The organism is Methylobacterium sp. NPDC080182 (genome assembly GCF_050281105.1).
Classification (GTDB): domain Bacteria; phylum Pseudomonadota; class Alphaproteobacteria; order Rhizobiales; family Beijerinckiaceae; genus Methylobacterium.
Genome location: NZ_JBNNWO010000005.1, coordinates 248,865 through 272,718 on the forward strand (window position 1 = coordinate 248,865; position 23,854 = coordinate 272,718).

The following is a 23,854-nucleotide window of genomic DNA, read 5'->3' on the forward strand; positions in this document are numbered from 1 at the left end:
ACAAGTCAGAGGCCGGGCGTCGTCGGCCAACTGAAGGGGCAGCGCCTGCATGCGTGACGCGACGATACCGATTGGCTTAAAGTGGGGACTAGCGGGTGTACGCTGCCCAAGCCTTTCCACCCTGGCTTCGAGCAACCTCCGTCTCGGTCGCGGGCTCACGGGCCGACATCATCATCGAGGCACCCGCTGACACCAAGCCTGCCATGGCCCTTAGTTCGTCCGACTGCCGGGGGTCGCGCGAGATGGCGTCCGCCTCTTTCTGGAGGCGCAGGTTGCAGGCCTTCGTGGCCAACCCGCCATCGGGGGTGCATGCATCGTGTCGGGCGCAGGCCGCATCGAGCGCGTCCACCGGAGCCGCAGGAGCGTTGTTGCCTGGTCCGCAGTAGTTGCCGTGAATCAATACCGCCCGTGCCGTATGGCCTGCGGTCTGGGCCGAAACGGGCCAAGCCAGGAAGGCGAGGAGTGGAAGACTTAGGGCGAGCTTATAGTTCATTGTGGGGTCTGCCCCTTCGACCTCTAGCCACAGTGTGCTTGCACCAAAGTGGCTTCCATTGCGATTGTCGCGGGAGAAGCCCCTCCACCGGGCTCTGGTTCCGGACTGGTCGCAATGTCGCAACCTGTCGCGTCGTTCCGGTTCGGCGGGTGCGGACGGTATCGAATTAGGGTGAGCACTTTTTGGTCTTCACTCGAATGCAGCGCCACTTTGTAGGGGCGCTTGCCCGCGACGAATGAAGAATACAGCCGGCGTTCTCAAGCGTCGGCTTCTGCCTCCGCGGTACGTCTTGTCCACCGCGTGATCATCTTTGGGAACGCCGCACCGAGAACGTCGTTCATCCCGGCGCCACACCCATCCGGAGCCATCGAACTTGCAAGCGCCCGTCCGCTACAGCCCTCACGTCGAACAAGTCGGCCCCAATGAGGCGGCAACAATCGACAAGTTGAACGAGACCTTCGACACGATCCTGCGAACGGTCGCCGATCATTCGGGACATGCCGTCAGATCGGTCCATGCCAAGTCGCACGGTATCCTGGAGGGGACGCTGACGGTGGACGCTGGACTGCCCCCCGAACTGGCCCAGGGCCTGTTCGCCACGCCCGGCAAGCACAAGGTCTACATGCGGTTGTCGACCAACGCCGGCGACATCCTCCCCGACGCAGTTTCCCTGCCCCGCGGCGTCGCCCTCAAGGTGCTGGACGTCGAGGGCGAGCGCCTGCCGGATGCAGAGGGGACGACCCAGAACTTCATCATGGTCAACGGCAAGGTGTTCCAGGCGCCGAACACGGAGAAGTTTCTGGGCAGCCTCAAGCTGCTGGCCGGTACCACGGACCGCGCCGAGGGGCTGAAGGTGGCCGCCTCCACGGTCCTGCGGGGCGTCAACAAGGCCCTGCACGCGGTGGGCATCGACAGCCCCACCATCGGTTCCCTGGGCGGCGCGCCCAATGTCGATCCGCTCGGCGAGACCTATTACAGTCTGACCCCGTTCCGGTACGGCGACTACATCGCCAAGTTCTCGCTGGCCCCCGTCGCGCCGGCTCTGACCGCCCTGACCGGCACTGAGATCGACGCCTCCGGCCGCCCGAACGCCATCCGCGAGACGGTGCAGTCTGAGATGATCGGCATCGCCGGCGAGTGGGAATTCCGCGTGCAACTCTGCCGTGACCTCGAACGCCAGCCGGTCGAGGACCCGACGGTGGAGTGGAAGGAGGACGAGGCACCGTTCCAACGGGTCGGGATCGTCCGGGTTCAGCCGCAGGACAGTTGGGACCCTGCCCGGGTCCAAGCGGTGGACGAGGAGATGCGCTTCAGCGTGTGGACCGGCCTCGCAGCGCACCGACCTCTCGGCAACATCAACCGCGCCCGCAACGCCCCCTACCGGCATTCGGCCGAGTTCCGCGAGCGATTCAACCGCTGCCCGATCCACGAGCCGGGCGCGGTGCGCTGAAGCGACATCCTGAAGTTGCAACTGCTGCAGGCCTCAGATCGGGCGCAACGGCGATGTCTGCTTCATCGCTAAACCGCTCGAAAGCGGTCAGGCGGAAATCCACCCGACCGAGACGTTCCTGGCGTCGTCGTCGGCGACCGAATCTGGCTGAAAGCAGCCCTACTGCTTGCGAATAAAGTCGCTCAAGTAGCGGACACGCCGCGCGAGACCAAACACGGCGATCGCTTCACGTTGTCACGCGCTAAGCCGAGGCTCGGCGGTCGCCGACACAACGCACGGCCCCAGTCGAAATCAGCAAGCCCTTACCTGGTATCGGTTCGAATCTCGCCGTCGTATGGTTCTCCGTCGCGGAAGAGGACGGTTCGCTTAGCGGGCAGCGTCGCGCGCTCTCTACTCTGCTGCGATGGAGGCCTCGGCCACATCAACCTGAAGAATATCGTTGAAGCGGTTGAAGGCGCCGCAGAGAGCGATCCGCCATGTCAGCTCGACGACTTGTGGTTCGCTAAAATGCCGGCGAAGGCGGGTGAAGATCTCGTCCCTCGTCCGGTTCCAGTTGTTCGTGACCGCGATGCTGTACTCGACCACCAGCTTGTCGACGTCGTCGAGTTCAGGATGGTTCGTGTACTCGAGGAGGCGCTCCGCCCCAGCCTCGGACACGCCCTGCACCGCGAGCTTCGGCGCGTGGTGGGCGACGCAGTACTCGCATTTGTTGAGGAGCGAGACGGTGACGATCGCTAGTTCGAGATAGCGCTTCGGCAGCACTGCCTCGTCTGAGAGCTGCGTGAGCATCGTCCAGGTGTGCTCGAAGATCGGCAGGCGCTGCGCCATCACGCCGGCTTGGTCCGCGAAGTCGCCGTAGGTGGTCATCTTATCCCAGAGCGGGTGTAGCTCCGCCGGCAGATCGTCGCGGGTCTTCATCGTTACGCGGGCCATCAGGGTCCCTCCTTCGCTGCAGATGTCAGGCGGTACTCGCGCACGAGGCCGTCCGGTTTGAAGATCAGGATCGCCACCAGGGCGACGCCGACCAAGAGTAGGCGAAGGGCCGCCAAACGGGCACCATCCAGCAGGCCGAACGCGTCGATGAGAAAACGGCTCCCTTCGAGGAGCAGGACCACGGTGAAGCCCGCGAGCAGGACGCCCGTATTGCTGCCGCGGCCACCGATGATCACCGCCATGAACGCGTAGGCCGTGATCACTGGGCCGAATTGGGTCGGGTCGATGTAGGTGTAGTTGAACGCGTGCAGGCTCCCCGCGATGCCGAGGGCCGCGCCGCCGATGCCGAAGGCCCTCAGGCGCAACCACAGGACGTTCTTACCGAGAGCCTCGGCCACAGTCGGATCGTCCCGGGTGGCCCGGAGCGTCCGGCCGAAGGGCGACCGAGCCAGCTTCTCGAACACGGCATAGACGAGGGCGAGGCAGGCGACCGCGAAGGCGAGAAACACCGCGTCGGCCGCTGCGGGTGGGACCCACCCGGTGAAGGGCCGCACAATGCCTGGAACCCCGAGTGTCCCGCGGGTGAGCCACTCCTCGTAGCTGATGAACAGCCGCAGGCTCTCGGCGAAGCCGAGGGAGACGATGGCGAGGTAATCGTCGGACAACCGGATCGAGATCAGGCTCACCGCCGCGCTGGCCGCCGCCGTCACGAGGATGGCGGCGGCCATGGCGACGAGCGGCGGCCAGCCCGCCACATTCAGCAGCCCGCAGGTGTAGGCGCCGAGCATGACGAAGCCGAACAGGCCGAAATTGACGAGGCCGCCCAGGCCCCACTGCAGGTTGAGGGCGAGCCCCGCGATCGTGCTGATCGCGACGAGGGCCAGAGTGGCGACGAGGTAGGCGGTCATCGCGTCATCCACCGGGCGCCGAACAGACCGGAGGGGCGGGCGAGAAGGATGACAGCCATCACCAAGAAAGCCACGATGGTGCGATACTGCGGGGCGAGCACGGTGGTGGCGAGCTCTTCGGCCACCCCGAGTACCAAGGCGCCTGCAACCGCCGCCATCGGGCTCGCGAGGCCGCCCAGGATCGCGGCGGTGAACACGGGCAGGGTGTAGTTCCAGCCCATCTGCGGATCGAGCGTCGCATCGAGTCCGATCAGCACCCCAGCCAACGCCGCGAGGGCGCCGGATAGGGCCCAGACCACCGTCACGACGCCCCGCCGCCCGATGCCCCGCACAGCTGCGAGGTCTGGGTTGTCGGCCACGGCCCGCATGGCGCGGCCGATCCGGGTGAAGCGAAACAGCACCCAGATGCCAGCAAGAGCTGCCACGACCGCCGCCAGTGTCGTGATCTGCTCAGAGTTGATGCGCAAGCCGAACAGGCGCAGTGGCCTGGCGAGCGCTACCGCGTAGCCTCGGGGTGAGTTGCCGGCGACGAACCGGACTACGTTCTCCAGAGCCAATGCGACGCCGATGGAGGCGACGAGCAGCGTGACGCCCGAACGCCCGCGCAGGCGCTCGTAGACGAGTTCGTTGACGCCGACCGCAACGAGCGCCCCCACGCCCATCCCACCCACCGTCGCCAGCGGAAGCGGCCAGCCGGCGAGAGTGTTGAAGGCGAAGGCGGCATAAGCCCCGACCGTCAGCATGGCGCCGATGGCGTAGTTCGCGAAGCGCAGCACGCTGAAGGTCAGTGCGAGGGCGAGGGCGGGGAGCGCGATCAGGAGGCCGGTGACGAGGCCGTTAAACAGAAGCTGGATCATGGTGCCGCCTCGGCCCCGAGATAGAGTCGTCGCATCTCCGGGTCTGCGAGGAGGGCGTGCGCCGGGGCGCGGGCCCGCACCTGCCCCGCGACCAGGACCAGACCGTCTTCGACCGCGCCGAGGCCGAGGCGCGTATTCTGCTCAATCATGAAGACGGCGACACCTGAGTCCACGATCCGTCCAATCGCGGCGAAGAGAAGCCCGGCATTGCGCGGCGACAGCCCGGCCGAGGGCTCGTCGAGGGCGAGCAGGGCAGGCCCGGGCATCAGTGCGGCGGCCATCGCCACCATCTGGCGCTGCCCGCCGCTGAGGTGGCCCGCGAGCGTCCCGAGCCTGTCCGACAGTTCGGGAAACAGATCCAGCATGGCGTCGAGCCGGCCGGCGAACCCGCCGGGCTGCCACGACGGGATGAATTCGAAGCCGAGCTTCAAGTTCTCGCGCACGCTCATATTGCGGAAGACGTTGGCCTCCTGCGGCACGTAGCCGACGCCGCGCCGGGCGCGGGCCGACGCGGCGAGCCCGGTCACATCCTCGCCGAGGAGCCGGATACTCCCTCGCGTCGGGCGGATAAGACCGACGACCACCTTCATCAGCGTCGACTTGCCGGACCCATTGGGGCCGACGACCGTGAGGCTACCCCGGTCGGACACCGCGAGGTCGATCCCGTGAAGGATGCTGCGGGCGCCGTAGCCCGCCTCGATACCCTGCACCTCGAGGGCGCTCACGCCGCACCCCCGAGATAGGCCTGCGCCACCGTGTCGTCCGCCGCGATTTCGGAGAAGCGCCCGTGACGGAGCACCCGTCCTTCGGCCAGGACGTAGATCGGATCGCAGAGGGCGGCGATGAGATCCATGTTGTGCTCGACGATTGCGAAGGTCAGCCCCTCGTCCCGGAGCGTGCGGACGAAATCCGCGATCTCGCCCACGAGGACCGGGTTGACGCCCGCGGCCGGCTCGTCGAGCAGCACCACGCGGGGCTCCAGCATCAGCGCGCGACAGAGTTCGAGGAGCTTCTTCTGGCCGCCGGAGAGCGCGTCGGCCGGCTGGTCGGCGAGGCGCCGTAGGCTGACCCGGGCTAGGAGCGCGTCCGCCCGCGACAGGGCTGCCTCTTCTGCACGGCGGACGAGGCCGGGGCGGGTGAATACGTTCCAGATCGCTTCACCCGGCTGACGGGGAGCGGCGAGGAGCAGGTTCTCCAGCACCGTGAGGCTGCCGAGTTCCCGGGAGATCTGGAAGGTCCGGGTCAAGCCGAGCTGCGCCCGGCGTTGGACCGGCATCCGCGTTACAGTGCGGCCCATCAGGCGCACGGCCCCCGCTTGGGGCCGCCGCCGGCCGACGAGCACGTCGAACAGCGTGGACTTGCCCGCGCCGTTCGGCCCGACGAGGCCGGTTATCGAACCCGCCCGAACCGCCACATCAACCCCGTCAAGCGCCGTGAAGCCGCCGAAGCGGACACGGACGCCGACGGCCTCCAGCATTGCCGGTGTCGCTTGACTCACCGCGTCGTGCCGACGCGGCGGCTCACGCCATCGACGATGCGAAAGTGGCCGTAATCGAGATCCGTCTGGTCGCCATTCGGCGTGAACCTGAAGTCGGCGGCGGCCCCGCTGTATCGAAATGGCTTGCCGTCGCGGGCGAGCGCGAGGGCCTCCGCCGGATCGGATACGTTCGGGCCCGGCCCATTGGCGACGGAGGCGATGGTCTTTGTGAAGTCGGCGGCCTTGACGCTCTTGGCCTTCTCCATTGCGAGGGCCAGGACGACGATCTCGTCGAACACGTTCGCGCCGAAGGGCACGATGGTCCCATCCGGTTGGTTCGTCGCCTTCAGGTAGATCTTGTAGGCTCCGGCATCGCCGACCGGCACCGCCTGAACGTGGTTCACGCTCTCTGCCGCTTCCTTGCCGACGTTGCGCACGAAGGCGCCTTGGCTGTCGGCCGCGTGGCTGAACGTATAGAGCTTGCTCGTATACCCGGAGCGAAACGCCTCCTTCACGATGGCGCTGAACTCCGGGATGTAGCTGGCAACGAAGACCGCGTCCGGCTCCTTGGCGAAAACCTTCTCGACCTCCGTGCGGTACGAGGGTTGGTTCGGGTTGAAGTTCACCACGTCGAGGATCTTGCCCCCGTCCGCCTTAAAGGCGTCGACGAAAGGCTGGACGGTCGAGAGCGTGAACGGCGTCTGCAGCACGAGTAGAGAGGCCGTCTTGGCCCCGTCCTTCCTCACCACGTGGGCGAACGCCGTGCCCCAGGCCTTGCCGGTGGTCTGGAAGCGCCAGACGAGCCCCTTGGTGTCGCCCTGCGTAATCTCGTCGGCGGAGCCATTGACGAAGAGCGCAATGCCCTTCTCGATTGCCACAGGACGTACGGCGAGCGCCACTGCGCTGCTCCACACACCGGCGATGGCCGCGACGCCGTCGACATCGATCAGCTTGCGCGCCGCGGCGACGCCCGAAGTTGGGACGCTCTCGTCATCGGCGACGATGAGCTCGAGCTTATGGCCGAGCACGCCCCCCGCCGCATTCACGACGTCCACTGCCGCGCGGGCGCCGCGCTCTTCCTCCCGGCCGTAGGGACCGCCGGTACCCGAGAGCGGGGCGAGCAATCCGATCCGCGTCGTCGCATCCGTCGCCATCGCGGTTCCGGGATTGCTCGCGCTCATTGCCAAGCCGACGGCCGCGAGGAGGCGGAGGATGCATACGCGCACGGTCGGTCCCCAAAGGCTGGAATGGGACGCGGTCGAACGAGCGACGCCGTCCCTAAAAGCCTCCCGCCGGCCCAATTCCGTCAGGCGTAAAGGAGAGGCTTGCTGGTTCGACCCATACTGTCGTCTCCAGGGGACGGTCAATCGCATCGTTCTTTTTTCCGAACGAAATTTGACTCGGTGGCTGTCTGGGGTTCAAACAAAGCCGTGCGTCGAGCCAAGGGAATGGACTGGAGCGGATGACGTTGCAGCGTGAATTGCGCCTCAACACCTTCCAGATGGCTGCCCCGTCCCACAACTGGGCCGGCTTGTGGCGCCATCCCCGGGACAATCAGTCCGCGTACAACCGGCTTCAGTACTGGACTGACCTCGCTCAGACCGCCGAGCGCGGATTCCTCGACGGTATTTTCATCGCCGACGTCTTCGGCATCTACGATGTCTACGGCGGCAGCCCGGAGGCGGCGCTCCGCGCAGGTGCGCAGGCGCCGAGCGCGGACCCGGTGCTCGCCGTCTCGGCCATGGCGCATGTGACGCGCCATGTCGGGTTCGGCATCACGGCCAACCTCACCTACGAGCACCCCTTCCAGTTCGCCCGCCGGTTCAGCACCCTCGACCATCTCACGCAGGGCCGCGTCGGCTGGAACATCGTGACGGGATACCTCGACAGTGGCGCCCGCGGCATGGGCCTCGCGACGTCTCGAGCACATGACGAGCGCTACGAGGCAGCCGAGGATTTCATGGCCGCGGTCTATAAGCTGTGGGAGGGATCCTGGGAGGACGGCGCTGTCGTGCGCGACCGGGAAGCCGGGATCTTCTCCCGCCCCGATAGGGTGCATCGCATCCGGCACGACGGGCCATACTACACGGTGGACGGGCGGCATCTCTCCGAGCCGTCCCCGCAACGCACGCCGGTGCTTTATCAGGCGGGGACCTCTGCGCGAGGCTCCAGCTTCGCCGGGCGCCACGCGGAATGCGTCTTCCTCAACGGGCCGACCAAGGCGGCGGCCGCCAAGGCTGTCCGGGGCGTGCGCGAGGCGGCGCAGGCGGCCGGGCGTGCGCCCCACGACATCTTAACATTCCTCGGCGCCACGCTGATCGTCGCCCCGACGGCCGCAGAGGCCCGGGACCTGCGCGACGACTATCGCGGCTATCTCGACGCCGCCGGCCAGCTCGCCCTCGTCTCCGGCTGGACGGGGATCGATCTCGCCACTCTTGGCCTCGACGCCCCCCTGCCATTCGTCAAAACGAACGCGATTCAGTCGACGGTAAAGCATCTCGCCGGCGACGCCGCGCAGCCGACGCGGGTGCGCGACCTTCTGGATTTCACTCCCGCCGGGGCACGGGCCCCGGTGATCGTCGGCTCGCCCGTCGAGGTGGTGGACGAACTTCTTGCCTGGGTTGCGGAGACCGATGTCGATGGCTTCAACCTAGTGCGCACGGTCATGCCCGAGTCCCTCGACGCGATCGTCGATCTCGTCGTCCCCGAGTTGCAGAACCGGCGGGCCTTCAAGACCGCCTATGGCGAGGGCACGCTGCGCGAGAAGCTCTTCCCTGGCCGATCGCCCCGACTAAGCCGGACGCACCCAGGAGGCCGTCATCGCGCAATTGCAACTTGACGGAAAAGAATGCGGCGCGATCGGGCAACTTATGCCCCCGTCCGCCGAGCTGCGTCACGATCTTCATCGAAGGCGCATGTAGCACCGCAGGTGGCGCCACGCCCATGTTCGACCTTCAGGCACGGCCGAGAGTAGCAGTCGCGTAGAAGCATACTTTGGTGAATGGTAGAGCTTGCCTCTCGTCTCCAGCTCGACGACTTGTCAGCGCTCGGCCGGCGGCGCAAACCGCTGTGGTGCCACGAACGGATGCAGACGTTCGATCTCGGCGGCAAACGCGAGTGTCGTCCGGTCTTCGAGATATGGCCCGATCACCTGAATCCCGATAGGCAGGTGAGCGTCGTAGCCGATCGGGACGGCGGTCGCGGGCAGGGACGGCAGCGTTGCTAGCCCGGCCCAGAAGAGCTGATCGTTATAGTCGACCGCGTGTCCGTTGATCTGTAAGACGCGCTCTTCCCGAGGTCGGGCTTCGTCGATCGGGAAAGCGGCGCAGACGGTGGCTGGAGCGAGAAGCACGTCGTAGCTCTCGAAGAATGTCGCCCAGTCCCGCTTCAGCACGGCGCGCCGCTCTTCCGCCATGATCCAGTCGCGATGGCGCTGCGCATGCGCCTGTGCCATCCGCAATACGTACGGCGTCGCATTCGAACCCGGTTCGGTAAGGCGGTGAACGGCATCCTCGAAGACCGCCTGCGGGAGGCGGGCCGAAGCCGATCCGCGTAGGAGTTGAAGATAGGTAGCGTGATGCGCCACATGATCGTCGAACGGTAGCGTGTCCGCCGTGACCCGGACTCCAAAAGTCTTCAGGCGCTCCACCAACGCTCTGATCGCGACTTGGACGGGCTCGTCCACTTCAGCGATAGGCGAGTCTGTCACGTAGGCGACCCTAAAGTCTGCCAAGCGCCGCGCCCGCGGCGGCGGGAGATCCAGACGCCAGGCTTTCGCTGCGGGTCCCGCCGGTCCTGCGATGACGTCGAGTGCGCGCTCGAGGTCAGCGACGGTCCGGGCGAGCGGACCGCTCACTACGAGGTCGTTGTCGACGAGGCTCTCTCCGCGCTCGTTGCCGGAGACGGGGACGATACCGGGCGTCGGCTTGTGACCATAGACGCCACAGAAATGTGCCGGGAAGCGGATGGAACCGCCTGCGTCGCTCCCGATCTCGAGCGATACGAGACCTGCAGCGAGGGCCGCGCTCGAGCCCCCGGACGAGCCGCCCGGCGTCCGATCGAGATCCCAGGGATTGCGCGTCGTGCCGTAGATCGTGTTGTAGCTCTGCCAGTCGAGTGCATGGATCGGCACGTTGGTCTTGCCGAAAATAATCGCGCCGGCCGCCCTAAGCCGCTCCACGATGACGGCGCTCCGCGTCGGGACAAAGCGCGCCATGGCGGGATCGCCGTAGGTTGTCGGCCATCCGGCGACGTTGTTCGTCTCCTTCACGGTCATCGGCAACCCGTGCAGAGGTCCGCAGCTTTCGCCGCGGGCCATCGCCGCATCGGCCTGGTCCGCGCGTTCGCGCGCCGCGGGAAGATCGGTGAAGACGATCGCGTTGATCTCGGGATTGAGGCGGTCGACGCGCGCGAGGGTAAATTCGAGCAGAGCGCGGGCTGTGAATTCACGGGCTTCCAGACGTCGTACCAGCTCGGAGGCCGAGGCGAAGGCGAGTGCGTCCGGCAGCTCGATATCCAGGCTCACGCGCGTTCTCCCTTTGCCGATTGACCGGTCGTCTGTTCCCAGAACACGATGCGCCGCTGGGCGAGGCGGACGAGCGCACTACCGACTATGCCGAACCCTGCCAGCATCAGAACACCCGCGAACATCGTGGGCACGTTCATGTTCACAGTCGCCGAGCCGATCAGATAACCGACGCCCTTCTCGGCGGCGACGAACTCGCCGACGATCGCCCCGATGAGCGCCAGTACGATCCCGATCTCGAGGCCCGCGAAGATCGCACCGGCGGCCGCCGGAAGCTTGACGTGCAGGAAGATCCACCAGCGCGGCCGAGAGAATGACCGGGCCATATCGATCAGTTCAGGGTCGGTTCGACGAATGCCCGCGATCGTGTTCACGAGGAGCGGGAAGAAACAGATCAGGGCGACGAGTACGACTTTGGAGGCGAGACCGAAGCCGAACCAGACGAGGATCAATGGCGCGAGCGCGACCTTCGGCATCGCCTGGATCGCCACGATGTAGGGAAAGACGAAGCGTTCGAAAGTCCGACTTTCGGCGACGAGAATGCCGGCAGCCACTGCCGCAATCGATCCGATGCCGTAGCCGAGGAGCGTCGAGGTCAGGGTAAACTGGATGTGCGGCCCATACTCGCCACTGGCGAGCCCTGCCCAAAAGGCCCTGCCGACCGAGAGCGGATCCGGCAGGAGATAGCTTGGAAGCCCTCCCGATCCGGTCGCGTAAGCCCAGACCGCCAGCACCAGCACCAGTGTGATCAGAGGCGGGACGACGCTGCGCAGGATCGTCATGCCGCGAGGGTTCCCTGTCGAGCAGCCGTGTCGAAGAGCCGGCGAAGCTCGAGCGCGAGCGCGCCGAAGTGCGGCTCGCTGATCGTCTCGAGGGTGCGTGGACGCGGGAGAGGGATCGGCATGTCGGCGAGGATACGGCCCGGCCGCCCCGCGAGCACGACGACCCGGTCGGCTAGGAACAGCGCCTCGGGGATAGAGTGAGTGACGAAGAGCGCCGTCCGGCGCTCCTCCATCCAGAGCCGCTGCAGTTCCAGGGAGAGATGCTCTCGGGTCATCGCGTCGAGGGCCGAGAAAGGCTCGTCGAGCAGCAGCAGGCGCGGATCGTGCAGAAGCATCCGCGCCAGGCCGACCCGCTGGGCCATGCCACCGGAGAGCTGACCTGGATAGAGGCCCGCGCTATCGGAGAGGCCGACGGTCGCCAGCAAGGCGTCGGCGCGCGCGGCTTCACGGGCGGTCGCCGCGCGGGCGAAACCGGCCGGTAGCAGGACGTTGTCCCGCACTGTCCGCCAGGGCAGCAGCATCGGCTTCTGAAACACCGTCCCGACGTCGCGGCGCGGACCGGTTACCGGCGTATCGTCGATTTGGATGGTCCCACCTTGGGGGCTGACGAGGCCGGACAGAAGTTTCAGCACCGTCGACTTGCCGCCGCCCGATGGCCCGAGAATGGCGACGAATGCGCCGTGCTGCACCGCGAGCGACAGGTCCTGCAAGATCGGCGCTCCGGTCGATCCGCCATAGGCGAACCGGACGGTGTCGATGCGCACGTGCTCGGAAGCCGGCAAAGCCGTCATCGAAGTGCCCGCGCCTTCGCCTCAAGGGCAGCCCGGTCGAACTGAGCGAAGCCAGGCACGAGTGCGTTCGAGAAATAGGCGTCCAGGGGCAGGTCGGCCGTCGCGAACTCGCCGTATCGATGCATTTCGCGGACATACGCGCCGATGCGCGTGAGATCGAAAGCACCGGGCACGCGTGTCGCCCCGGCCTCGTCGCGCATGATCGGCTCGATCCACCGCCGAAGCAGGCGTGCACTCGCTTCCAATGCCTTCTCGCGCTCCGCCTGAGGCGCCATGGACGGGCTTCGACGCCAGAACGCTTCGATGCACGCCTTCGGATTGACGTCACAGACGATCAGGGCCTTCGTCCAAGCCCGACCGAAGCGCTCGAGAAGCCCCGGATCCTGCTCGAGCGTCGACCGGTGAGCGAGGAAGCCGTTGACCACCATGCTTCGGAAGACCGGTGGGTAGCTTAAACGGCGCGCCTGAATGCCCTGATCTTCCATGATGTCGATCCAGGTGCTGTTGAAGTTGAGCGCCTGGACCCGATCCTCCCGAAGGGCGTGAAAGCCCGCGCCCAGCACCCCGGCGGCGACGATGCTGACATCCCGCCCGGGCTCCAGGCCGACCGAGCGCATCAAGGCGCGTGTCTGTGGGATCGTGCCCCAGGTCAGCGCGCCAACGCCGATCCGTTTGCCTTTCAAGTCGGCCAGGCTCCGAATGTCGGAGTCTGCCCGCACGGCAAGTTCAAGCGTGTTGCGCGGCCCTGCATTGTAGAAGTAAGCGACGGGGAGCGGCGGCTCTGCTGGCTTATGCGAGGCGAGCAGCGTTTCGGGCAGTGGCAACGCTATGGTGATGGTTTTTTGCAGCAATTGCGGCAATAGTGCACCGGCACCAGGAAGGACGACGTACTCGACCTGCAGATTTTCCTGTTTGAAAAATCCGAGTTCTTCGGCGATTGCCTGAACGCCGCCGTCGGTCACCGTCGATGGGATAGCCAGGCCGATCTTTAGGCGATCTTGAGCATGAACGTCTTTTGGAAAGCAGAGGCCGAGTGTGACGATCGTCGCGACCAGGCTGAGAAGCGGACATATACCGGAAAACATCCGAAACTGCGGTTTCACGAGCACAATACCTAGCGTGACCATAAATCCTGTTCGGTATATACGAAATACAATTCGCTCGAAGGAGAAATAATTTCCGATATGGCCCGTTTTAACGGCATATCCGTCTATTTTTTGAACGATCGACGCCAGCCGGTCTGGCAATATGCGTCTCGGGAAACAAGTCGCTCGGCGGTTGGCTAAGACCGATCGGCAGCTCGCCGCATCATGCGGAGAGCGAGGCACCCTCGGCCGCGTAGCGACTCGCAGGCCTTCGGAGGCCGAGGTGATCGCGCAGCGTCGCGCCCGCGTAGTCGCGTCGGAACAGGCCGCGCCGCTGGAGGATCGGAACGATCGCGTCTACGAAGGTCTCCAGCCCGTCCGGTAGTACGTCCGGCATCAGGTTGAAGCCGTCGGCCGCGCCAGCCCGGAACCAGGCCTCGATGTCGTCGGCGATCGCCTCCGGCGTCCCCACGACGATGCGGTGGCCAACGCCGCCACCCAATGCCCGCAGCAGCTGACGCACGGTCAGGCCATCCCGCCGGGCAAGCGCCACGGTGCCGAGGAACATCGTGTGGTTGGCATCCGGCGGGAGCGGCAGCGGGTCCGGAAGCGGTCGGTCGAGGTCCAGCAGCGCGGGATCAATCCGCAGCGTCCCGGCGAGTCGCGCGAGGCTGTACTCGACCGGCACCAGGTCCCAGAGCGCGTCCTGGCGTCGGCGCGCCTCAGCCTCAGTGGAGCCGATCACCGTGGCGAGGCCGGGCAGGATGACCAGCGCGTCCGGTCCGCGCCCGTAGCGCGCCGCGCGGGCGCGCAGGTCCCGGGCGTAGGCCGCACCGTCATCAATGGTCTGGGCCAGGGAGAACACCGCGTCGGCAGTGGCGGCGGCGAGCTCGCGCCCGTCCTCCGAGCCGCCCGCCTGGAAGGTCACCGGGCGGCCCTGCGGGCTGCGCGGCACGGTCAGCGGTCCCTCGACCGCGTAGTGGGCGCCGCGGTGTCGGACGGCGTGGACCTTCCCGATGTCGACGAACCGCCCGCCCGCCTTGTCGCCGACGAACGCGTCGTCCTCCCAACTGTCCCACAGGGCGTGAACCAGCTCGGTGAATTCCCGCGCCCGGGCGTAGCGGGCGCCGTGCTCCGAGGCCCCGGTGAAGCCGAAATTGCGGCCCGCCGCGGCGTCGGCGGTGGTCACCACGTTCCAGCCGGCACGGCCGCGGCTGACGAGATCGAGGCTCGCGAAGCGGCGGGCGAGGTTGTAGGGCTCGTTGTAGGTCGTCGAGGCGGTCGCCACGAGGCCGACATGACTGGTCGCTGCCGCGACGCTCGCCAGCACCACCGTGGGTTCGAGGGCGTTGAACGGCCGGTAGTCGATCCGGTCGTTGATCGCCGGCGTGTCGGCCAGGAAGATCGCGTCGAGCTTGCCCCGCTCCGCGACGCGGGCGACGCGAACGAAGTGGTCGATGTCGACGAAGGCGTCCGGCCGGCTGTCCGGCAGCCGCCACGCGGACGGGTAGACGCCCGAATGCAGCAGGTTGACGTTGAGATGCAGCGTGCGTGCGCTCATCGAAGTCTCCGGATCAGCGGACGCGCGGCAGGACCTGCTCGGCGAAGCGGCGCATCTCCGCCTCGAACGGCTGGAACTGCAGCATGAACAGGTCGATGCCGGCCGCGTGGAACGCCCGGATCCGCTCCGCCACGGTGGCGTAGCTGCCCACCAGCCCGGCGGCCGTGCCGCCGTTGGTGCCGACATGCCGGCTGGCGGCGGCGTCGGTCTTGGCGAACATCACGCTGGCCTGGTCGGTGCGGGCGCGGGTGTCGGCGCGAAGGTCCGCGTCGCGCTGCGCCAGGGCGAGGAGCCGCGCGTGCTCTGCCTCTGCCTCCGCGTCGGTCGCCCGGGCGATCACGAAGGCCGAGAGGCCGTAGCGCAGCGGGCCGTTGGAGGCGGGCCGGCGGGCGACGTCGGCGATCAGGGCGGCGACTTCGGGCAACGGCTGGCCGTTGATGAACCAGACATCCGCGTGGTCGGCGGCCAGCGCCCGGGCGGGCTCGGACTCGCCGCCGAGATAGATGGTCGGTCGCTTCCGGAACGTGCCGGCGGGGCGGAGCTGGTAATCCTCGACCCGGAAATGCGCGCCCACGCCGGTGACGCGCTCGCCGCGCATCAGCCGATCCACGATGCTGATCCACTCGCGGCCGTAGGCGTAGCGGTCGTCGTGCGCGGGGAACGGCAGGCCGGCCCGCTCGAACTCGGCCCGGTTCCACGCGTTCACGAGGTTCAGCGCGAAGCGGCCGCCGCTGATGTGCTCGATCTGGAGCGCCATCTTGGCGAGCACGACCGGGTGGTAGAGACCGGGCTTGATCGCCGCGATGATCTCGATGCGCCGGGTGAGCGCCGCGAGCGCGGCCGCTCCCGTCCATGCCTCGAGCTGGTCGCGTTCCCCGTCGTAGGGGTTCATCGTGTGCTGGGCGACCAGCACGGAGTCAAAGCCCAGGGCCTCGGCCTCCAGGACCAGGGCGCGATTGCGGTCCCAGCTGGCGTCGTCCGGCTCGTCGGGGTCGTGATGGGATGCCCTGGAGCCGTGCACGGCCGCCCAGATGCCGAAGCGGGGCGTGTCGGTCGTTCCGACCATGGCCTCAGCCCCGGCCTACGGGGGCCTGCCAGATCGGCACGTCGGTGGCGTCGATCCGGCGGGGAATGAGCTTGGCCTCGTAGAATACGTCGGCGATGGCCTGCTGCTCGCCGAGCTGTGCGCGCTCCACGGGCTCGACCGCGTAGGTGCGGCGGCTGTTGGCGGCGGCCACGACTGCGGGCGGCAGGTCGCCCCAGATCGGAGCGAGGAGCGCCACCGCCTCCTGCGGGTTCGCCCGCATCCAGGCGCCGGCCTCGACCAGCGCCCCGTAGACGGTGGCTACGACATCCGGCTGCGCGGCGACGAAGCTGTCGTTGACGAGGTAGTACCGGTGGTAGCTGGTCAGGCCGGTGGCGTCCGCGATGACCCGCACCGGACGCTTGGCCTGTGCGAAGGCGAGGAACGGGTCCCAGATCGACCACGCGTCGAGGCTGCCCTGCTCGAAGGCTGCCGCACCCTCCGGCGCCTGGAGATAGGCCGGCTTGATGTCGGCGAAGCTCAGGCCCGCCTGCTTCAGGGCGGCGGCGAGCACGTAGTGGCTGCCCGAGCCCCGCGAGACGCCGACCGTGCGGCCCTTCAGGTCCGCGATCGTGCGGATCGGCGAGTCCGCCGGCACGATGATCGCCTCGGCGGCGGGCGCGCCGCGCTCGCGGGCGTAGAAGGTCAGCGGTGCCTTGGCGGACTGGGTGAAGATCGGGACGGCGTCAGCGACGTCGGCGTGGATGTCGACGGCGCCTGCCGACATGGGCTCGATCACGCTGGTGAACAGGTGCCAGCTCGGCGTGAACCCCAGGGGCGCCAAGCGCTCGGCGAGCGTCCCCTTCACCTTCAGCACGGTGAACAGCACGGACGAGCGCTGCATGCTGATCTTCAGCTCGCGAGGCGCCGCGCGCACAGCCGGGGCACCTAGCGCCAAGGCAGCCGCCCCGCCGAGCCCGCCGCGCAGAAGCGTGCGGCGGGAGGGGCCGAACCGGCCCGTTGTGTCGTCGGTCATCAAACGCTCGCGAAGCGGAAGAAGAAGCAGGGCCTGGTAGCCACGAAGCGGATCTATTGAATGCCGACAGGATACACCGGGTCAATGAAACGTGTTTTCGATTTGTGGCGCGCATGGGAGATTTCCGCTCTGCAAAACCGTTTGGGGAAGAAATATTTCTTTTCGTCTCTGCGGCCATGGCAAAATCCTAAAAGGATTTGCGGGTTTTTTGGAGGAGAATGTACTTTTGTCAATTTCCGTCATCAAGAAATAAAACTTCTCGTGTTAGGCGGCTGAAGATGCGTTAATCCCAAAATTAGTGTCAAATGAAAAATCAGGCTTGAGATAGCGGAACGCCTCGCCGATTCCTCTGGCAAACGCCCGCGGGGCGGTGTCGGGATTCGGAAAGTCGAAGCCATGTCGCAAACGGATGCGGGCTGGGGTGCGGGGCCAAGCGCGCGCTACGAAGCCCTGGCGGACAAATTCCGCCCTGTTTTTTCCGAGATCCGCGCCACCGCCGTCGAGCGGGATCGCACCCGCGGACTGCCACACGCCGAGATCGGCTGGCTGCGGGAAGCGAACTTCACCACCCTGCGGCTGGCCCCCGAGGAAGGCGGCCACGGCGCCAGTCTGCCCGAACTCTTCGCTCTGCTCATTGAACTGTCGGCCGCGGATTCGAACGTCACCAATGCGCTGCGGGCACATTTCGGTTTCACTGAAGACGCGCTGTGCTCCTCCACGCCAGAATGGCGCGCAGCCTGGATAAAGCGGATCGGCGCGGGCGAGACGATCGGCAGTGGTGTCTCGGAAACAGGTCCGGCCAAGGTCGGCGCGTTCGACACGAAGGTGCGGCGGCGCGACGGCAGTCTCGTGGTCGAGGGGCGGAAGTTCTACACCACCGGCTCGCTCTTCGCGGACTACATCCACCTTTCGGCCGAGGATGAGGCCGGCGGGGCGGTGACGGCCGCCGTGCCGGTGCGCGCCCCGGGCGTCACTATCGTGGACGATTGGGACGGGTTCGGGCAGGCGCTCACCGCCAGCGGCACCGCGACCTTCGAGGGGGTGGCGCTCGATCCCGCGCTGATCAAGCCTGACCCAGCCCGCTTCCCCTACGCGATGGCGTTCTTCCAACTGGTGCATCTGGCGACGCTTGCAGGCATCGGCCGGGCGGCAGCGGACGACGTGGCGCGGCTTGTGGCAGAGCGGACCCGCGTCTACAGCCACGGTAATGCCGGGCGTACCGCCGACGATCCGCAGATCCAGGCGGTGGTGGGCCGTGTCCGCGCGAACGCCTATGCGGCGGGCGCCGTCGTGCTCAAGGCCGCCGAGGCGATCCAGAGGGTGTACGACGCGCACCGGGCCAGATCGCCGGACGCAGAGCGCGAGGTGACGCTGGCCGATGTCGAGGTCAACCAGGCGGTGGGCGTGGTGACCGATCTGATTCTGACCGCGACGACGAGCCTGTTCGACGCCCTGGGCGCCTCGGCGGTGAAGGTGGGCGCCGGCCTCGACCGGTACTGGCGCAACGCCCGTACCATCGCCTCCCACAATCCACGGATCTACCGCGACCGCACGGTCGGCGCCTTCGCGATCTCCGGCGAGGCGCCGCCGCGGCAGTACCGCGTCGGATCGGCGTGAGGTGGCGGGCATGGCACGTCGCGACCACATGCGCCTGGGCGCCTTCCTGTATCCCGGCGGCCACCACGTCGCCGCGTGGCGGCATCCGTCCTCCGAAGCCGATGCTGGGATCAACGCCGCCCATTACCGGCGCCTTGCCCGCACGGCCGAGGCGGCGAAGTTCGACCTGATCTTCCTCGCGGACGGCGTCAGCATCCGGGGCGACGATCTCGACGCCCTGAGCCGGACAGCGATCCGCTATGTCGGCCAGTTCGAGCCGCTGACCCTGCTATCGCACCTCTCGGCGGTGACCGAGCGCATCGGTCTCGTAGCCACCGCCTCGACCACCTACAACGAACCGTTCCACGTCGCCCGCAAATTTGCCTCTCTCGACCATCTGAGCGGCGGCCGGGCGGGCTGGAACCTCGTCACCTCAGCTGATCCGCGGGAAGCCTGGAACTTCAGCCGGGAGAGCCACCTCGCCCATGCCAACCGCTACGCCCGGGCCGAAGAGTTCGTCGACGTTGTGCGCGGCCTGTGGGATTCATACGAGGACGACGCTTTTGTCCGCGACCGCGAGGCTGGGCGTTTCTTCGATCCGGACAAGCTGCATCTGCTGGCCCACGAGGGCGTGCATTTCTCGGTCCGTGGCCCCCTCAACGTTCCCCGCCCGCCGCAGGGGCATCCGGTGGTCGTGCAGGCGGGCTCGTCCGAGGCCGGCAAGGCGCTCGCCGCGCGCACCGCCGAGGTGATCTTCACCGCGCAGCAGACCCTGGAGGATGCGGTCGCCTTCTACGCCGACGTAAAGGGCCGAATGGCCGATCAGGGCCGCGATCCGGACCACCTCAAAATCATGCCGGGCGCCTTCCCGGTGGTCGGTCGGACCGAGGCGGAGGCGCAGGACAAGTTCGCCTCGCTGCAGGATCTGATCCACCCGGTGGTCGGCCGCTCACTCCTGGAGCAGCTCACCGGCGCCGACCTGTCGGCCTACCCGGACGACGCCCCCGTTCCGGAAATGCCCGAGACCAACGGCGGCAAGAGCCGCCAGGACCTCTTCTTGCGCCTCGCCCGGCGGGAGGGCCTGACGATTCGTGAACTCTACCTTCGCGCAGCCAGCGCCCGGGGACACTGGACGATCGTCGGTACGCCGGTCCAGGTCGCCGACGCTCTTCAGGAGCGCTTCGAGGCCCATGGCGCAGACGGCTTCAACATCATGCCGCCGACCCTGCCCGGCGGGCTCGACGATTTCGTCTCCCTCGTGCTCCCAGAATTGCGGCGCCGAGGCCTGTTTCGGAATGAGTACGAGGGAGCGACGCTGCGCGAGCATCTTGGCCTCCCGCGTCCCGCCGACCGGTTCTACGCGCGGCACGATGCGTCCGTGCGGGGCGCGGCATGACTATGATCAGGCTGGAGACACGTTCGATTTCGGATCAACTAGCCATGACCGACGACAACACGACCATACCGGCACGACGGCGCTTCCTTCGACGTGGGGTCGCCGCCGCCGTCGGGATGGTGGCAGGACACGGTGCCCGGGCAGAGGAAGCGAGCCCGCCCGGTATACCAGAGAGCATGAAGGCCCCCGGCGCCGATGTCGGCAGCCAGACCTACGGCCAGCCCTCGCGCTTCGAGGAGGGCGTCATCCGCAACGTCCCGAAGGGTCTGAAGCAGTACATCTCGGCGTCGAGCCGCACGCCGCTGCAGGATCTCGACGGCATCCTGACGCCCAACGGCCTGTTCTACGAGCGCCACCACGGCGGCATCCCGAACATCGATCCAGCCCAGCACCGGCTGATGATCCACGGACTCGTCGAGACGCCGCTCATCCTGACGATGGACGACATCCGCCGCTTCCCGTCGGAGTCGCACATCTACTTTCTCGAATGCTCGGGCAACCCGGGCTTCGAGGCGATCAAGGGCAAGACGGCGTCGGACCTCGTCGGCCTCGTCAGCTGCGCCGAATGGACCGGCGTGCGCCTCGCGACGGTCCTGGCGGAGGCCGGGCTCAAGCCAGACGCGCGGTGGGTCGTGGCCGAGGGCGCGGACGCCGCCGCGCTGACCCGCAGTATCCCGATCGCAAAGTGCCTCGACGACGCCCTGCTGGTCTACAGCCAGAACGGCGAGCGGCTGCGCCCCCAGCAGGGCTACCCGCTCCGGGTGCTGCTGCCCGGCTACGAGGGCAACATGAGCGTGAAGTGGTTGCGCCGGCTCAACGTCACGGCGGAGCCGGCCTATTCCCGCGAGGAGACGTCGAAGTACACCGACCTGATGCCGGACGGCACGGCGCGGCAATTCACCTTCGTGATGGAGGCCAAGTCGATCATCACGCGGCCCTCGGGCACGCAGCGGATCGCCCCCGGCTTTCACGAGATCACTGGCCTTGCCTGGAGCGGGCGGGGCAAAATCCGCGGCGTGCAGGTCACGACCGACGGCGGAAGGACTTGGCAGGACGCATCCCTGCAGGAGCCGGTGCTCAACCGGGCGCTGACGCGGTTCCGCCTACCTTGGACTTGGGACGGGACGCCGACGACCATCGCGAGTCGGGCGATCGACGAGACCGGCTATGTGCAGCCGAGCTTCGAGGACCTGACGGCGGTGCGCGGTCTCAAGTCCTTCTACCACAACAACGCCGTCGTGCCCTGGCTCATCGCGGCGGACGGCGAGGTCGCCAATGGCTACGCGTAGGTTCGGCTCTCTCGTCGGCGTCGCTCTCATATTCGGCTTCGCCGGCGGCGCCCTGTCCGCTGAGCGCTACGGGATCGGCCATCCGGCGACGGAGCCGGAGATCGCTGCCTGGAACATCGACGTCGACCGGGACGGCCGGAAGCTTCCGCCGGGAAGCGGCAGCGTCGCCCACGGCCGCGATGTCTTCGAGGCGCAGTGCGCGTCCTGCCACGGCGCTCGGGGCGAAGGCGGGATCGGGGAACGGCTCGTCGGTGGGCAGGGTACGCTTGGCTCGACGAGGCCGGTCAAGACCGTCGGCAGCTTCTGGCCCTACGCACCGACGCTGTTCGATTATATTCGCCGCGCGATGCCGATGAATGCCCCGCAATCTCTCAGCGATGACGATGTCTATGCCGTCTCGGGCTACGTCCTTCACCTGAACGGGCTGGTTCCGGAGGGGGCCGTGCTCGACGCGAGATCCTTGGCGGCCGTTCGCATGCCGAACCGTGACGGGTTCGTCCCGGACCCAAGGCCGGATGTAAGGCCCTGACCGGACCTGATCGACGGTATCATGATCCTCGGGCGATACGCCGGTCATGAGGAAGTCTGGCCGTCAGGTTCGCAGCATCGGTCACCCTGCTTAGATCTCGCTGCGCACTCGGTAGCCACTCCGATCGCGGCCAGCCCCAGAGGCACCACGTCTTCGAGACAAGACCGTCGAGCGGTACGGTGCCCGGCGATCCGCATTGTCGCCACATGCGCCGAAGATCCGCCGGATCGGCCAAAATAAATATGCCTCGCCGACGATCATATTAGCAATTCCATCCAAGAACCGAGAATATAACGATCAACAGAATACAAAATTCTATCAGATCAATGAAAACGGGACATCGCGCGTTGCCAGGCGGCAGCGTTGCATCTTACACATCTGCCAATGGTCGGCGCACCGATCCGGGCTTTCAATCCGAGATTTTGATCGCTTTGAAAGAAACAATGTCGCGCCAATGTACTGATCTGGCGCGCATAAGATTGGCTTGGTGAAATCTGATGCAAAAGATAGTTCACCGCGCCGCGGCACTCACCGCCTGCGCTGTTTGGCTTGCGGGGCCAGCTTACGCGGCGCCGTCCGGTCCGGCCCCGAAGTCCGGTGGCACGATCACATGGGGCGTCGCGACCGAGCCAAGTTGCTTCGATCCGCACCGGTCGTCCCAGCAGGCAGCGTTCTTCGTCGCCCGGAACTACATCGACTCCCTGGTGGCCAAGCGCGCGGACGGGAGCTTCGCCCCCTGGCTCGCCACGGAGTGGTCGATCACGCCGGACGGCCTGACCTACACCTTCACGCTTCGCGACGGCGTCATCTTCCACGACGGCGTGCCGCTCGATGCTGAGGCGGTGAAGGCCAACTTCGACTTCGTAAAGAAGCCGGAGAACGCCGCTAACGCAGCCTCTTTACTCGACCGCTACGCGCGGGCCGAGGTCGTCGCTCCCAACATAGTGAGACTGATCCTCGCCCGGCCGGATTCGAGTTTCCTGGAATCCGTCTCCAACGTGAAGCTCGGGATCATCTCGCCGAAGGCTCTTGCCAAGGGCGATCTCTGCGGCGGCGGCCCGGCACTTGCCGGTACCGGCCCCTTCGTGTTCGCGGACTACGTGCGGGGCCAATCGGCTCGGTTCACCCGCAACACGGCCTATGCGTGGCCGCCCGGCTACGCTGCCCATTCCGGCCCGGCCTATCTCGATGGTTTCACGATCCGCTTCCTGCCGGAGGCGGCGGTACGGGCGGGCGCTCTCTCCTCGGGCCAGCTCGACGTCATCGAGGGCGTGCAGCCGACGGATGCTCCGCTGTTCGCCGATCAGCCGGACTTCACCCTGCTCAAGGGGCCGCTGGGCGCCGGCACGGCCTTCACCCTCAACGTCAACTACACCCGCGCGCCCGCCGACGACGTCCGCGTGCGGCGCGCCCTGCGCGACGGGTTCGACCCCGAGCCGATCGTGCGCCAGGTCTATCTGGGCACAGTCCCGCGGGCGTGGTCGATTATCGGCCCGGACAACCCAGCCTTCAACCGTGCGCTGATCGGCGGCTGGGGCCGGGACGTCGCTGGCGCCAACCGGCTTCTCGACGAGGCGGGCTGGACTGGCCGGGATCCAGCCGGGTTCCGCACCCGGGACGGCAAGCGCCTGACGATCGAGGTCGGCTATCCGCAGCCCTACGTGCGCGACAATCGCGAGGTGCTGATCCAGGGCATCCAAGCCGCGGTGCGCAAGAATATCGGCCTCGATCTCAACCTGCGCATAATCACGGCGGGCGAATACGCCAAGAATAACGCCGCCGGGACCTGGGCGATCTACCCCAACACCGACAATCCCTCTGATGCCGCCCGCGAACTCTGGGACATGCTCGGCTCGAAGGGCTTCCTCTACACCAACATTCCGAACCCGGACCCGGAGATCACCGGACTGGTCGACGAGGCACTCGCCGCCACGGATCTCGTGCGCAAGCGCGCGCTCACCGACCGGATCCAGACGCTCGGCATCGAGAAGGCGTACATCGTGCCGCTGTTCGCGCCGAGTTGGTTTCTAGCGGCCCGCAAGGGCGTCGAGGGCCTCGGCTTCGAGGCCGGCCTCGACTCGCCCGCCAACGGCTACGACGTTTGGCTTTCCGGGGAATAAGC

General features: G+C 66.9%; 22 protein-coding genes. 8 read left to right on the plus strand and 14 right to left on the minus strand.

Annotated features, from left to right (window positions below; translation table 11 throughout):
* Nucleotides 1–88: 88 nt before the first annotated feature.
* A complete protein-coding gene (locus tag ACQKQD_RS11765) occupies nt 89–493 on the minus strand; it encodes a hypothetical protein (protein ID WP_426315672.1) in 405 nt (134 codons plus the stop codon).
* Nucleotides 494–866: 373 nt separating this feature from the next.
* On the opposite strand from ACQKQD_RS11765, the gene ACQKQD_RS11770 reads away from it, so the two are divergent.
* Nucleotides 867–1,943: a catalase family protein gene (locus ACQKQD_RS11770; protein ID WP_091681539.1), complete on the plus strand. Its 1,077-nt coding sequence runs from the start codon at nt 867–869 to the stop codon at nt 1,941–1,943.
* A gap of 390 nt (nt 1,944–2,333) precedes the next feature.
* Here the strand turns inward: ACQKQD_RS11770 and ACQKQD_RS11775 are convergent, their stop codons facing one another.
* From ACQKQD_RS11775 to ACQKQD_RS11800, 6 genes are read right to left on the minus strand one after another with little or no spacing between them, the layout of a single operon-like run.
* Nucleotides 2,334–2,876, minus strand: a complete 543-nt coding sequence (locus tag ACQKQD_RS11775) for a carboxymuconolactone decarboxylase family protein (protein WP_091681541.1) — start codon at nt 2,874–2,876, stop codon at nt 2,334–2,336.
* A complete protein-coding gene (locus ACQKQD_RS11780; RefSeq protein ID WP_091681542.1) occupies nt 2,876–3,784 on the minus strand; it encodes a branched-chain amino acid ABC transporter permease in 909 nt (302 codons plus the stop codon). Before ACQKQD_RS11780 ends, ACQKQD_RS11775 begins: the two co-directional genes overlap by 1 nt.
* Nucleotides 3,781–4,641 carry a branched-chain amino acid ABC transporter permease gene (locus tag ACQKQD_RS11785; RefSeq protein WP_091681544.1) on the minus strand — a complete coding sequence of 287 codons (861 nt, stop codon included), beginning with the start codon at nt 4,639–4,641 and terminating at the stop codon, nt 3,781–3,783. Before ACQKQD_RS11785 ends, ACQKQD_RS11780 begins: the two co-directional genes overlap by 4 nt.
* The gene (locus ACQKQD_RS11790; protein ID WP_427508445.1) at nt 4,638–5,366 is read right to left on the minus strand and encodes an ABC transporter ATP-binding protein; all 729 of its coding nucleotides are present in this window, start codon (nt 5,364–5,366) and stop codon (nt 4,638–4,640) included. The genes ACQKQD_RS11785 and ACQKQD_RS11790 overlap by 4 nt, the downstream gene beginning before the upstream one ends.
* Complete coding sequence (locus ACQKQD_RS11795) at nt 5,363–6,118, minus strand: ABC transporter ATP-binding protein (RefSeq protein WP_091681547.1); 756 nt, start codon at nt 6,116–6,118, stop codon at nt 5,363–5,365. Before ACQKQD_RS11795 ends, ACQKQD_RS11790 begins: the two co-directional genes overlap by 4 nt.
* Nucleotides 6,119–6,135: 17 nt before the next feature.
* Nucleotides 6,136–7,272 carry an ABC transporter substrate-binding protein gene (locus ACQKQD_RS11800; RefSeq protein ID WP_170855191.1) on the minus strand — a complete coding sequence of 379 codons (1,137 nt, stop codon included), beginning with the start codon at nt 7,270–7,272 and terminating at the stop codon, nt 6,136–6,138.
* A 308-nt stretch (nt 7,273–7,580) separates the two neighbouring features.
* Between ACQKQD_RS11800 and ACQKQD_RS11805 the strand changes: the two genes are divergently transcribed.
* Nucleotides 7,581–8,957, plus strand: coding sequence for an LLM class flavin-dependent oxidoreductase (locus tag ACQKQD_RS11805; protein WP_091681551.1), 1,377 nt, complete (start codon nt 7,581–7,583; stop codon nt 8,955–8,957).
* Nucleotides 8,958–9,158: 201 nt separating this feature from the next.
* Here the strand turns inward: ACQKQD_RS11805 and ACQKQD_RS11810 are convergent, their stop codons facing one another.
* The 7 genes from ACQKQD_RS11810 to ACQKQD_RS11840 form a co-directional block, all read right to left on the minus strand.
* Nucleotides 9,159–10,643 (minus strand): amidase, encoded by a 1,485-nt coding sequence (locus ACQKQD_RS11810; RefSeq protein ID WP_210186890.1) that lies wholly within the window; start codon nt 10,641–10,643, stop codon nt 9,159–9,161.
* Nucleotides 10,640–11,425 (minus strand): ABC transporter permease, encoded by a 786-nt coding sequence (locus tag ACQKQD_RS11815; RefSeq protein WP_091681552.1) that lies wholly within the window; start codon nt 11,423–11,425, stop codon nt 10,640–10,642. The genes ACQKQD_RS11810 and ACQKQD_RS11815 overlap by 4 nt, the downstream gene beginning before the upstream one ends.
* Nucleotides 11,422–12,189: an ABC transporter ATP-binding protein gene (locus tag ACQKQD_RS11820; protein WP_244526987.1), complete on the minus strand. Its 768-nt coding sequence runs from the start codon at nt 12,187–12,189 to the stop codon at nt 11,422–11,424. The genes ACQKQD_RS11815 and ACQKQD_RS11820 overlap by 4 nt, the downstream gene beginning before the upstream one ends.
* 23 nt (nt 12,190–12,212) lie before the next feature.
* Nucleotides 12,213–13,463: an ABC transporter substrate-binding protein gene (locus ACQKQD_RS11825; RefSeq protein WP_139307700.1), complete on the minus strand. Its 1,251-nt coding sequence runs from the start codon at nt 13,461–13,463 to the stop codon at nt 12,213–12,215.
* Nucleotides 13,464–13,524: 61 nt separating this feature from the next.
* A complete protein-coding gene (locus tag ACQKQD_RS11830) occupies nt 13,525–14,862 on the minus strand; it encodes an LLM class flavin-dependent oxidoreductase (RefSeq protein WP_091681557.1) in 1,338 nt (445 codons plus the stop codon).
* Between the two features lie 13 nt (nt 14,863–14,875).
* The gene (locus ACQKQD_RS11835; RefSeq protein ID WP_091681559.1) at nt 14,876–15,928 is read right to left on the minus strand and encodes an LLM class flavin-dependent oxidoreductase; all 1,053 of its coding nucleotides are present in this window, start codon (nt 15,926–15,928) and stop codon (nt 14,876–14,878) included.
* A gap of 4 nt (nt 15,929–15,932) precedes the next feature.
* Nucleotides 15,933–16,922 (minus strand): aliphatic sulfonate ABC transporter substrate-binding protein, encoded by a 990-nt coding sequence (locus ACQKQD_RS11840; RefSeq protein ID WP_091681561.1) that lies wholly within the window; start codon nt 16,920–16,922, stop codon nt 15,933–15,935.
* A 60-nt stretch (nt 16,923–16,982) separates the two neighbouring features.
* Here ACQKQD_RS11840 and ACQKQD_RS11845 point away from each other — a divergent pair, with 60 nt between their 5' ends.
* From ACQKQD_RS11845 to ACQKQD_RS11870, 6 genes are all read left to right on the plus strand, one after another.
* The gene (locus ACQKQD_RS11845; RefSeq protein ID WP_427508446.1) at nt 16,983–17,198 is read left to right on the plus strand and encodes a hypothetical protein; all 216 of its coding nucleotides are present in this window, start codon (nt 16,983–16,985) and stop codon (nt 17,196–17,198) included.
* A 120-nt stretch (nt 17,199–17,318) separates the two neighbouring features.
* Nucleotides 17,319–18,539, plus strand: a complete 1,221-nt coding sequence (locus tag ACQKQD_RS11850) for a monooxygenase (RefSeq protein WP_091681563.1) — start codon at nt 17,319–17,321, stop codon at nt 18,537–18,539.
* Nucleotides 18,540–18,549: 10 nt separating this feature from the next.
* Entirely contained in the window at nt 18,550–19,914 is a 1,365-nt protein-coding gene (locus ACQKQD_RS11855) for an LLM class flavin-dependent oxidoreductase (RefSeq protein ID WP_091681574.1), read from the plus strand.
* 44 nt (nt 19,915–19,958) lie between these two features.
* On the plus strand, nt 19,959–21,203 hold the full coding sequence (soxC, locus tag ACQKQD_RS11860) for a sulfite dehydrogenase (protein WP_427508447.1): 1,245 nt from the start codon (nt 19,959–19,961) through the stop codon (nt 21,201–21,203).
* A complete protein-coding gene (locus tag ACQKQD_RS11865; RefSeq protein WP_091683928.1) occupies nt 21,190–21,732 on the plus strand; it encodes a c-type cytochrome in 543 nt (180 codons plus the stop codon). Before soxC ends, ACQKQD_RS11865 begins: the two co-directional genes overlap by 14 nt.
* A gap of 497 nt (nt 21,733–22,229) precedes the next feature.
* A complete protein-coding gene (locus tag ACQKQD_RS11870) occupies nt 22,230–23,852 on the plus strand; it encodes an ABC transporter substrate-binding protein (RefSeq protein WP_091683930.1) in 1,623 nt (540 codons plus the stop codon).
* The last annotated feature ends 2 nt before the right edge of the window (nt 23,853–23,854 follow it).